Here is a 10,628-nt window from a genome sequence, read left to right on the forward strand (position 1 = left end):
CGTCAGGCATGTCCGAGGATCTGTCGCAGCGCGTCCGTCAGCAACTGTTCGGCGTTCTCGGCCGCTTCGGCGTGTCGGAAGGCGACGAACCCGTCCGGGCGTACGAGGAGCACGCCCGCGTCGGACACCTCGCTGAGGAGGGCCCAGTCGCCGTACGGGTCCTCGTACTCCTGGCCGGGGCCGACGACGACCGTGATGATGTCGAGGGGCTGTGCCTTCGCCGCGCGCGTCCAGGCGTCGCCGCCGATGCCGGTGAGGAGGGTGAAGCGGCCCCGGCCCACAGTGTCGAGGGTGGACAGGGTGCGGGTGCCGGAGGTGAGCCAGGCGTGCGGGAGCTTCGCGCCGGGGCGGGTGGAGGGCTGGTGGTGCAGCTCGGGGTCGCGGGCGAAGCCGGGGTCGGGGGTGCCGTCGGGGACGATCGCGGCGGACTCGTAGCGCTGGTTGAGGTCGACTCCGTGGGCGTTGAACTCGTACACCTTGGCGGCGATCGCCTCACGCAGCCGGGCGCGCTGCTTCGCGGCGGCCTCGGTGGCGTCCTTGCGGGCGGCGATGTTGGCCCACAGCTCCTCGGGGGTCTGCGGGGAGAGCCCGTCGAGCGCCTCGAAGATCGGGGCGGTCTCGCCGATGGACTTGTTGGCGCGGGTGACGATCTGCCTGCCGACGGGGGCGCGTTCGGCGGTGTAGCTGTCGAGCAGCGAGGGGGCCGCGACGCCCTCGAGGACCAGTTTCAGCTTCCAGGCCAGGTTGTGGGCGTCCTGGATGGAGGTGTTCGAGCCGAGCCCGTTGGACGGCGGGTGCCGGTGGACGGCGTCGCCTGCGCAGAAGACGCGCCCGTTGGCGTACGTCTCGGCGTACATCTCGTTGACCGTCCACGCCGAGGACGACCTGATGGTCACGGGGATGTCGTCGTCGCCGACGAGCCTGCGGACGATTCCCTCGGCGTACTCGGTGGTGAGGTCGGGGGCGCCGGCGGTCACGTCGTAGCCCCAGACGATCATCCACTCGTTCCACGGGCGCACGTTGCGGACGAGGCCCGCGCCGATGCCGCCGACGGTGGCGCCGGGGGCGAGGACCCAGTAGAGGGTGGACGGGCGGTGAGCCGTGTACTGGGTGAGGTCCGCGTGGAAGACGATGTTGATACTGCCCGCGACGCCCATCTGGCCGCCCATGGGCAGTCCGGCGTCCTCGGCGACCTTGGAACGGCCGCCGTCGGCGCCGATCAGATAGCGGGCACGGATCTCGTACGTGTCGCCGCGCAGCCGGTCCCGGACGGTGGCGGTGACGCCGGACTCGTCCTGAGTATGCGTCAGATACTCGGTCTGGAAGCGGAGTTGCGTGCCGCGTGCGACGGCCGCGTCGACGAGGACCGGTTCCATCAGATGCTGCGGCATGTCGCACATCCGGGTGGGACTGGCCAGCTCGTGCGCGGCCTGGACGAGCGGGTCGTTGCCCCAGGAGCGGACCCGGCCCAGTTCCTCGCCGGCCAGGCTGGTGCAGAACGTGGTGTTGCCCATCAGATGCTGGGGCGTGGCCCTGGCGACCACGTCGTCCTCCACGCCGAGGTCGCGCAGGACCTCCATCGTGCGCTGGTTGGTGATGTGCGCGCGGGGCGTGTCGGCGAGGCTCGCGTACCGGGTGACGACGATGTTGGGTACGCCGTAGGTGCTCAGCGCGAGCGCGGCCGACGCCCCGGCCGGGCCGCTGCCCACGATCAGTACGTCGGTGTCGACAACGGTAGGCACGGAAGGCACTCCAAACGGTGGACAGGCCGCGCCCGGGAACAGCCGGGCGGCCATCCATGATCGTGGATTGGCACAGCCGTTCATGGGTGTCTCAATTCGAGACACCCGGTACTTCCGGATATCTGGTCCGGCATCTGCTCCGGTGCCTGTTTCGGGTGCCTGTTTCGGGTGCCTCCCCACCTCTTCGGCGGTCGCCGGACCCGGCCCGATACGGTGAGTGGTGACATGACCACAGCCGAAGTGTCTCCCGCCCTCCTTCTGATCAGTCAGGCGCGTCAGCGGTTCCTGGCCGGGCGTCCGCTGCCCGCCGACGTCCCCGCCGAGACCGTCGCCGCCTGGCGGCGCGCCCGCTTCCTCGGTGTACGGCACGACGCGCGTCAGGCCGACTCCGTCGACGGGCGGGCCCTCGCGTCGGCCCTGCTGACCGCGGCCCGGCCCGTCCTCGAACGGCTCGCCCCGGCGCTCGGTGACCGGTCGGCGCTGCTGCTGCTCACCGACGAACGGCCGCGGGTGCTGTGGGCGGCGGGCGGCGCACCCGGGGGCGAGTTGCGCAGCGATCTGGCCGAACGGGAGGTCGGGCACAACAGCGCGGCGCTCGCCCTGCGCATCCGGCGGCGCGCCGAGGTGCACGGCCCCGAGCACTTCCTCGACATGTGGCAGGACGTGTCGGCGGTCAGCGTGCCGGTTTTCGCCCCGGAGTCCGGCCGGCCCCTCGGCACGATCACGGTCGCCTCCGGACTGTGCGCCGACGTAGGTCCGCATCCGGGCGCCGCCCTCGCGGAGGCGGCAGCGGTGGCGGTGGAGGCGGAGTTGCTGGCCCGCTCCCGCTCGGCCGAGCGGACCCTCCTCGACGCCTACGCGCGTGCGGCGAGCATGCCGGGAAGTGGGCACGGCAGCGCGCAGGAGCGCGCGGTGGTGGCGCTGGACGGGCGCAGCCGACTGGTCAGCGAGGCGGCGGTGCGGCTGGTGTCGCCGCAGGTGCTGGAGTCGCTGGAGCGGGGTACGCGGGCGCTGTTGCAGTCTTCGGCGCCTGTCGAGTCGTACGACATCGCACTGCCCGAAGGGGCGGGCTGCACCGCCGAGTTCCGTCCGGTGCGGGAGCAGGGCGACGGCCGGGTACTCGGGATCGTCGCCGTGCTGGAGCCGGTCGCGGAGGGGGCGGTGGTACGGGCGGTGCCACGACCGATGGCGGGGCGGCTGGCCGGGAGTTCGGTGCCGTGGCTCTACGCGGTGGGCCGGGCAGGGGAGTTGGCGCACGACAGCGAACCGCTTCTGCTGACCGGGGAGCGCGGATCCGGCAAGACCGCGCTGGCCCGCGAACTGCTGGGCGGCACCGAGCCGCTGGTCCTCGATGCGGCCGAGGCACCCGAACTCGGCCTGGGCGAAGCCGAGTTGTCGGGGGCCCGCCCACTGCTCCTCCGGCACGCCGAGCGGCTGGCCCAGTCGGACGTCGCCGCGCTGAACGGCCTCCTCGACGAGCGTCCGGACGTCCATCTCCTGGCCACGTACACCCCCGGCACTCCCCCGGGCCCCTGTCTCCAGCGGCTCCTGGACACACTGGCAGCCCGTTCGGTCACCGTGCCCGCCTTGCGTGAACGCCCGGAGGACATCCGCGAGTTGCTCCCGGCCCTGACTCCGAGGCCGGCCGACGGGACACCGCCGCTCACCTGGACGCTGGAGGCACTGCGGGCGCTGGAGCGGTATCCGTGGCCGGGGAACCTCACCGAACTCACCTACCTGGTAAGGACGCTGGCGGAGAACAGGCGCGCTTCCGGCCCGGTCGGGCGGGCCGAACTCCCGGACCCGGTACGGGAAGGGCCCGCCGCACGCCCGCTCAGCCCGATGGAGCACGCCGAGCGCACCGCGATCCTGGAGGCGCTGCGCCGCAACGGCGGCAACAAGGCGCGTACGGCGGCGGCCCTGGGCATCGCCCGCGCGACCCTCTACCGGAAGCTGCGCGAGTACCGGGCCTGAGGCGGCTTCACCGCCCTGGGGCGGGTCATGGCCCTGAGACAGGGGTGTTCCGGGACTTCCGCCGGACGAACGAGCCGGGCGCGCGCTGCGGTACGCGGCGCGTAGCGCTGCCCGCGCTGGACGCGGTGAGCCGGTCCGTGGAGCCGGTCCGTGGAGCCGGTCCGTGGAGCCGGGGGCGTGGGTGTCGCTCGGGGCGCAATGGCTCCCTCGGCTTATGCGGTGCGGTGGCCGCGGGTCCGCTGTGGCCGGTCGCTCCCCCACTCTCGGCTTCTCCCCCAGTGCCTTAAGGGTCTGGGGACCCCCATCGCGGGGGAGCCGCGGATCGGATACCGCCCCGCGCCCTTGGAACGGTCAGCGCGGAGGCATGTTGTACGGCGTCACCACCTGGATCGCCGACGGCAGTGTCGGGCCCGCGGGTGGCAGGGCGCCGTGGGCTCGCATGATTGTGCGGCAGGCCTCGTGCATGTCCTGGCGGAGGTCGTGGTGCAGGACGCAGGACAGGCGGTGCTCGCGCAGGAGGCGGGTGTTGTCGTGGTCGAGGTCGTGGGCGACGAACACCGCGCACTCGCGACCCAGGTCCTCGAAGGCCCGTAGCGTCGCGATGTTGCCGCCGCCGATCGAGTAGACCGCCCGGATGTCGGGGTCGCGTTTCAGGGCGTCCCGGACCAGGTCGTACTGGGTGGCGTCCAGGCCCTGGCCCTCGGTGATCTCGACGAGGGCGCGCTCGGGGTGGCGGGCCCGCATGGCGCCCCGGAAGCCCATCTCGCGCTCCTCCTCGTTGCGGAAGAAGCCGCTGCTCAGGCTGGTGAGCACGTTGCCGGGGCGTTCGCCGAGCCACTGGTCCATGAGGTAGGCGGCGGTGGCGCCCGCGGCACGGTTGTCGATGCCGACGTAGGCGAGGCGGGCGCTGGACGGCAGGTCGGTCACCAGGGTGACGACCGGGATGCCGGCGGCCACCAGGCGGCCGACGGCGGCCGTGACCTCGGGCACGTCCGGTGCCTTCAGGATGACGCCCTGTGAGCCGCGCCGGGCGATGCGGTCCAGGGCCGCCGCCAGTTCCGCCACCGGGCCGGTCTCGCGGAAGTGGAAGCGGGAGCGCACGACGGCCGGGTGGAGGACGGGCAGTTCGGCCTCCAGGGCGGCCCGGACGGCGGTGGTGAAACGCTCGGGCGCCTGCATCACGATGTCGATCATGAACGTACGGCCGACCAGCCGGACCTGGGTGCGCTGCCGGTCCAGGTCGGCGATGGCCTGCCGGACCTCCCGCTGGGTGCTCTCGCGCACACCGCCCCGGCCGTTCAGGACTCGGTCGACGGTGGCCTCGCTGAGGCCCGCCTGCCGTGCGATCTCCCGGATCGGATAGGGGTGGCCCACGGGGAGGTTCCTCGGCTTCCGCTTGAGGGGTTTTTGATGGCTGTCTGCTGGTTGTTTGACGAGTTTGTCATGACAACAATGACAGCAATGGCAATGCCGCAATTCAGTCGTCGTGATGACGTCGGTGACGTTGACGACATTGATGACGCTCATGATGTTGCTGATCGAGAGAAGGACGACGATGTCCCTCACCGCCGCACAACGCCGCACGTGGCTGACCGAGCAGGACTGCGATCTCGACGCCTTCCGCGCCGCGGTCGAGCGGACGACCGACGCCGCCGACTACCCGTACGCGACCGCCGTCCGCGGAAACGTCCTCGTCTACGACAGTGAGCGGCTGCGCGCCGCCGTCACCACGCCCGGCGGGCGCCGGGAGGTCCTGGCGGAGCTGGTCCGGGCGCTCACCGACGGACCGGGTGTCGTGGTCCTCCAACAGGCCTTCGCCGAGTTGTCGGTCGTGGACCGGGCGACAGCCGCCTTCGAGGCGCTCATCGCCGACCAGCGCGCCGCCGGGACCGTCGCGGGCGACCACTTCGCCAGGCCGGGGGCCAACGACCGGGTGTGGAACGCCCTGGAGAAGGCCGCCCTGCGCGCCCCGGAGGCGTTCGCCGACTACTACGCCAACGACATGATCGCCCTCGTCTCGACCGCCTGGCTCGGCCCCGGCTACCAGGTCACCTCGCAGATCAACGTCGTCAACCCCGGCGGCGCCGCGCAGAGCCCGCACCGCGACTACCACCTCGGCTTCCTGTCCGACGAGGCGGCGGCCACGTACCCGGCACACGTCCACCGGCTGTCGCCCGTGCTGACACTGCAGGGCGCGGTCGCCCACTGCGACATGCCCGTCGAGTCCGGCCCGACGCTGTACCTGCCGTACTCGCAGTCGTACGAGCCCGGTTATCTGGCCTGGCGGCTCCCTGAGTTCAGGGCGTACTTCGACGCCCGTCACGTGCAGCTGCCGCTGGCCAAGGGGGACGCGGTGTTCTTCAACCCGGCGCTCTTCCACGCGGCAGGCACCAACCGCTCCGCGGACATCCGCCGGATGGCGAACCTCCTCCAGGTGTCCTCCGCCTTCGGCCGGGCCATGGAGACCGTGGACCGGGCGGCGATCGTGAACGCGGTCTACCCCGTGCTGCTCGCCCGCAAGGCAGCGGGAGCGGGTGACGCCTGGCTGGAGGCGGTCGTCGCGGCCTCGTCCGAGGGCTACCCCTTCCCCACCAACCTCGACCGGGATCCGCCGGTCGACGGCCTGGCCCCGTCCTCGCAGGCGGACCTGGTGCGGCGTGCGCTGCGCGAGGAGTGGACCCCCGAGGCGCTCCGCGAGTCACTGCGGGCCGGCGCCGAACGACGTGAGAGCTGAGGAACCGAACATCATGGGACTTCTCCAGGACAAGGTCGTCCTCGTCAACGGCGGCAGCCAGGGCGTCGGGGCAGCCATCGCCCGGGCCGCCGTCCGCGAGGGCGCCGTCGTCGCGGTGACCGGGCGGCGCCCGGAGCCGGGCGAGGCACTGGTCGCGGAGCTGGCGGCGGCGGGCGCCAAGGCCATGTACGTACGCGCCGACCTCTCGGACGCCGAGCAGGCGAAGGCGTCCGTGGGCGAAGTGATCGCCGCCCACGGGCGGATCGACTGCCTGGTCAACTCGGCGGGCCTGACCTCGCGCGGCACGCTGCTCGACACCACGCCCGAGCTGTTCGACGCGCACATCGCGATCAACCTCAAGGGCCCGTTCTTCGCCATGCAGGCAGCGGTGGCGGACATGGTGGCGCGCAAGGCGCCCGGCACGGTCGTCAACATCATCACGTCCTCGGCGCACGGCGGACAGCCCTTCCTGGCCCCGTACGTCGCCGCGAAGGCCGGGCTCATCGGCCTGACGCGCAACGCGGCGCACGCCCACCGCTGGGACCGGGTCCGTATCAACGGCCTGAACATCGGCTGGACGGCGACCGAGGGCGAGGACGCCACCCAGCGGGCCTTCCACGGAGCGGGCGACGACTGGCTCGACCAGGCCGCCGAACGCCTGCCCATGGGCAAGCTCGGCCAGCCGGACGAGATCGCCGACTTCGTGGTCCTTCTGCTCTCCGACCGGTCGGGCGTGGTCACCGGTTCGGTGATCGACTGGGACCAGAACGTCCTGGGCGGCCTGGACTGACGCCTCCTTCCTTTCCGTCATTTCCTTCTTCTTCTCCTCTCCTCGCAAGACACGCGCACCACTCCCAAGGAGCACCACAGCCCATGCGCATCGGAATCCTCGGCCTCGGCCGCATCGGCGCCTTCCACGCCGAGACCCTCTCCGGTCTCGACGCCGTCGACTCCCTCGTCGTCAGCGACCCGTTCGCGGAGGCCGCGAAGACCGCCGCCGAGCGCTTCGGCGCCCAGGTGGCGGACTCCCCCGAGGCCCTCCTGGCCGCCGGCGTCGACGGCATCGTGATCGCCGCCGCGACGGACGCCCATCCGGCCCTGATCCTCGCCGCCGTCGAGGCGGGTGTCCCGGTGTTCTGCGAGAAGCCGGTGGCCCGCACGATGGCCGAGGGCGTCGCGGTGCTCAACGCGGTCAAGGACAGCGGCGTCGAGATCCAGATCGGCTACAACCGGCGCTTCGACGCGGGCTTCGTCGCCGCGCGGGCCGCCGTGCAGAGCGGTGAGCTGGGCCCGCTGCACACCGTCCGGTCGACCACGCTGGACCCGGCGCCGCCGCCGGCCGCGTACATCGCCGCCTCCGGTGGCATCTTCCGGGACTGCTCGGTGCACGACTTCGACATCATCCGCTGGGTGACGGGCCGTGAGGTCACCGAGGTGTACGCGGTGGGCGCCAACAAGGGCGCCGACTACATCAAGGCGGCGGGCGACGCCGACACCACCGGCGCGATCCTCACCCTGGACGACGGCACGATCGCCGTGGTCTCCAACTCCCGCCACAACGCCCGTGGTTACGACGTCCGCATGGAGATCCACGGCTTCCAGGACAGCATCGCCGTGGGCCTGGAGGACAAGCTCCCGCTGCGTTCCGTGGAGCCGGGTGTCACCTTCCCGGCGGGTGTCCCGCACGACTTCTTCATGGACCGCTTCATCCCCGCCTACCGCGCCGAGCTGACGGCGTTCACGGAGGTCGTCGCGGGCAACCGTAAGTCCCCGTGCACGGTCGCCGAGGCGCTGGAGGCGGGCTGGATCGCGGACGCGTGCACGCTGTCGCTCCAGGAGCACCGTCCGGTGCGCATCGAGGACGTACGCACGGTCTGAGCAGGCCCAGTCGGATGGCCGGCCCGCGCTGTCAACTCACCTGTACAGCGCGGGCCGTTCGACGAGTTCCACCTCGACGCGCCGGCCCTCGGTCCGCGCGCGTACGCCGGCCTCACAGACCGCGGCCACCGCGTAACCGTCCCAGACACCGGGCCCGGTGACCTCGCCACGCCGGGTGGCGTCGACCCATGCCTGGACCTCACGGTCGTATGCGTCCTCGAACCGCTCGATGAAGTCCTGGGCGATGCTTCCGCCCCAGTGCCCGGCCGAGTTGACGACCATGCCATGACCGTCGCCGATCCGCGCGGTCCCGCGTTCGCAGACCACCTCGGCCTGCACCTGGTACCCGAAGCCGCAGTTGACGTTGATCTCGACGTCGACGATCGCCCCTCCGTCTGTCTGCATCACGACGAACTGCGGGTCCTGAAGCCCCTCCGGCGCGTTACCCGACGGCCTCGGACACAGGACAGTGATCGCGGTGATCTCCTGTCCGAGGAGCCACCGGGTCACGTCCATCTCGTGCACCACGGAGTCGTTGATGTGCATCGCGCTGGTCCACCAGGGCGGGGAGGCCACGTTGCGATGCCGGTTGTGCAGCATCAGCGGTCGGCCCAACCGGCCCGTGTCGAGCAGCGACTTGAGCTTCAGGTACTCGACGTCGTACCGCCGCATGAACCCGACCTGGACGAGGCGGCGCCCCAGCCTCTGCTCGGCCGCCAGCACTCGCAGCGCGGAAGCCGCGTCGGGCGTGAGCGGCTTCTCGCACAGGACCGGCAGCTCCCGCTCGAACGCCGCGAGCAGGGCCGCCTCGTGAGCGGCCCCGGGCGAGGCGATGAGTACAGCGTCGACGCCGGGCGAGGCCATGGCGGCGACCGGGTCGGTGTACTTCCTGCAGCCATCGATCCCGGCCGCGACCTGCTCGGCCCGCCCGGCGTCGACGTCCGCGACGGCGACCACCCGGGCACCGCTGGTGACTTCCTGAATACGACGCACGTGATCGGCACCCATTTTGCCGGTGCCGATCACGGCGACGCCGAGTGTGTCGTGGCTCTTCACGAGACCGGTGCCCCTTTTCGACTTGGGGCGAGGGCTCCGACTCAGGGGCGCGGGGAACTGCGCGACAAGCCACACTCAACCCGCGCCCGACGAACCACCCATGAACTACCTGTGTCTACGCTCCGCAGGAGCGAAGGAACTGCCGAGTCCGCACAGCGATCGGCAACGGCCTTTCCGGCTCGCAGGGATACCTGTCCTGCTCGACAATCGCGAACAGATCCACCCCGAGCCCCTTGCCGCAGCCAACACGAGCCCCAACTCCGGTAACCCAGAGAGAGGTTCACACATGACCGTTCCTGTGGACTGAGCGGGCTTGAGCCTGTTCAGCCGCGCGCCCCGAACGGTCTTGGGCGAGCTGGTCCCCGGCGTACTCGACCCCGGGTGGCGACACGCATCGTGTGCGTGGTCCGGGCCCGGGAGGCCCCCGCGGCCGGAGGCCGCTGTTGGATACAGCCCTCACGACCTGGCCAGATGGGTACGGCCAGAGGCGACGGGGAGGCCCTGAACCATCACTCTGGTGGAGCAGGGGCCCCGCATGCTGACGCCGTACCTGGCGTCCCAGATCGCACGATCACATTAGCCCGAACGGCCCAGGCCGCCGCAAGCCCGGAAGCCGCCCCTCACACGATCGAGTTAATCCGCCCTCGGCGGTCCTGTCGTCCCGCCGGAACTAGGGGATGACGACCAGGTGCTTCGCGTCCATGGCCTGGGTGAGCGCGGCGACCTGGCTGACGTGCTCCCAGGTCGACTCCCACTCGGACGGGCCCCGGTGCAGGCCGGTGAAGACGGTACCGGCCGACACCTTCAGGTCACGCTTGGCGATCTCGTCCGTCAGACGGGCCGGGTCGGTCGGCAGATAGCCGTACGGCCCCAGTTCGATCCAGGGGTAGCCGGCCTCGGAGACCTCGTCCAGGAAGCGTTCCCACGGCACCTGCACCGGGTCGTCGGGGAACCGGACACCCCAGGAGTCCGGCGCCGAGCCGACCCTGATGCGGTCGAACGGAGTCGTCATGCCGTCGTCCCCTTCGAGGGGGTCGCGACGGGTGCCTGAAGGTCTTCGGCTTCGGGGAGTCCTTCGACGTCGACGCCGCGGACTTGGGCCAACTCGTGTTTGAGGGCTGCGAGTTCGGCGCCGCCGGCCATGTGGTTGGTGAGTTCTTCGAGGGTGACCTCGCTGCGGGCGGCGGAGAGTTCCATGGTGCCCAGGCGCAGGACGCTGAAGTGGTCGCCGACCATGTAGGCGT

At 71.3% G+C, this 10,628-nt stretch carries 7 protein-coding genes and 3 pseudogenes; 4 read left to right on the top strand and 6 right to left on the bottom strand.

The genetic code is table 11. The features are described 5' to 3' along the window. Positions 1 to 2: 2 nt before the first annotated feature. The gene (locus G3I56_RS41160; protein WP_164418421.1) at positions 3 to 1,742 is read right to left on the bottom strand and encodes an FAD-dependent monooxygenase; all 1,740 of its coding nucleotides are present in this window, start codon (positions 1,740 to 1,742) and stop codon (positions 3 to 5) included. A gap of 225 nt (positions 1,743 to 1,967) precedes the next feature. On the opposite strand from G3I56_RS41160, the gene G3I56_RS41165 reads away from it, so the two are divergent. Beyond that, on the top strand, positions 1,968 to 3,716 hold the full coding sequence (locus G3I56_RS41165; RefSeq protein ID WP_164418423.1) for a helix-turn-helix domain-containing protein: 1,749 nt from the start codon (positions 1,968 to 1,970) through the stop codon (positions 3,714 to 3,716). Between the two features lie 351 nt (positions 3,717 to 4,067). Here the strand turns inward: G3I56_RS41165 and G3I56_RS41170 are convergent, their stop codons facing one another. Beyond that, positions 4,068 to 5,090 (bottom strand): LacI family DNA-binding transcriptional regulator, encoded by a 1,023-nt coding sequence (locus G3I56_RS41170; protein WP_164418425.1) that lies wholly within the window; start codon positions 5,088 to 5,090, stop codon positions 4,068 to 4,070. A gap of 181 nt (positions 5,091 to 5,271) precedes the next feature. On the opposite strand from G3I56_RS41170, the gene G3I56_RS41175 reads away from it, so the two are divergent. From G3I56_RS41175 to G3I56_RS41185, 3 genes are all read left to right on the top strand, one after another. After that, positions 5,272 to 6,450 (top strand): phytanoyl-CoA dioxygenase family protein, encoded by a 1,179-nt coding sequence (locus G3I56_RS41175; RefSeq protein WP_164418430.1) that lies wholly within the window; start codon positions 5,272 to 5,274, stop codon positions 6,448 to 6,450. Between the two features lie 13 nt (positions 6,451 to 6,463). After that, on the top strand, positions 6,464 to 7,240 hold the full coding sequence (locus tag G3I56_RS41180; protein ID WP_164418426.1) for an SDR family oxidoreductase: 777 nt from the start codon (positions 6,464 to 6,466) through the stop codon (positions 7,238 to 7,240). A gap of 83 nt (positions 7,241 to 7,323) precedes the next feature. Further along, complete coding sequence (locus G3I56_RS41185; RefSeq protein ID WP_164418428.1) at positions 7,324 to 8,328, top strand: Gfo/Idh/MocA family oxidoreductase; 1,005 nt, start codon at positions 7,324 to 7,326, stop codon at positions 8,326 to 8,328. 36 nt (positions 8,329 to 8,364) lie between these two features. Here G3I56_RS41185 and G3I56_RS41190 read toward each other — a convergent pair whose 3' ends face one another. The 4 genes and pseudogenes from G3I56_RS41190 to G3I56_RS41205 all read right to left on the bottom strand — a co-directional run. Then, on the bottom strand, positions 8,365 to 9,384 hold the full coding sequence (locus tag G3I56_RS41190; protein ID WP_343240214.1) for a Gfo/Idh/MocA family oxidoreductase: 1,020 nt from the start codon (positions 9,382 to 9,384) through the stop codon (positions 8,365 to 8,367). 115 nt (positions 9,385 to 9,499) lie between these two features. Further along, a pseudogene (locus G3I56_RS41195) lies at positions 9,500 to 9,675 on the bottom strand (2-keto-myo-inositol dehydratase); the annotation flags it as partial. A gap of 382 nt (positions 9,676 to 10,057) precedes the next feature. Beyond that, positions 10,058 to 10,396 (bottom strand): annotated as a pseudogene (locus G3I56_RS41200) (2-keto-myo-inositol dehydratase); the annotation flags it as partial. After that, positions 10,393 to 10,628: pseudogene (locus tag G3I56_RS41205) on the bottom strand (sugar ABC transporter ATP-binding protein); the annotation flags it as partial. The pseudogenes G3I56_RS41200 and G3I56_RS41205, both read right to left, overlap by 4 nt.

It is taken from the genome of Streptomyces sp. SID12488 (genome assembly GCF_010548275.1).
Taxonomy (GTDB): Bacteria; Actinomycetota; Actinomycetes; order Streptomycetales; family Streptomycetaceae; genus Streptomyces.

What these genes read in the sequence shown, in the direction of transcription:
- G3I56_RS41165 (WP_164418423.1), top strand. Translation starts at nt 1,968, where the DNA reads ATGACCACAGCCGAAGTGTCTCCCGCCCTCCTTCTGATCAGTCAGGCG.
- G3I56_RS41175 (WP_164418430.1), top strand. Translation starts at nt 5,272, where the DNA reads ATGTCCCTCACCGCCGCACAACGCCGCACGTGGCTGACCGAGCAGGAC.
- G3I56_RS41180 (WP_164418426.1), top strand. Translation starts at nt 6,464, where the DNA reads ATGGGACTTCTCCAGGACAAGGTCGTCCTCGTCAACGGCGGCAGCCAG.
- G3I56_RS41185 (WP_164418428.1), top strand. Translation starts at nt 7,324, where the DNA reads ATGCGCATCGGAATCCTCGGCCTCGGCCGCATCGGCGCCTTCCACGCC.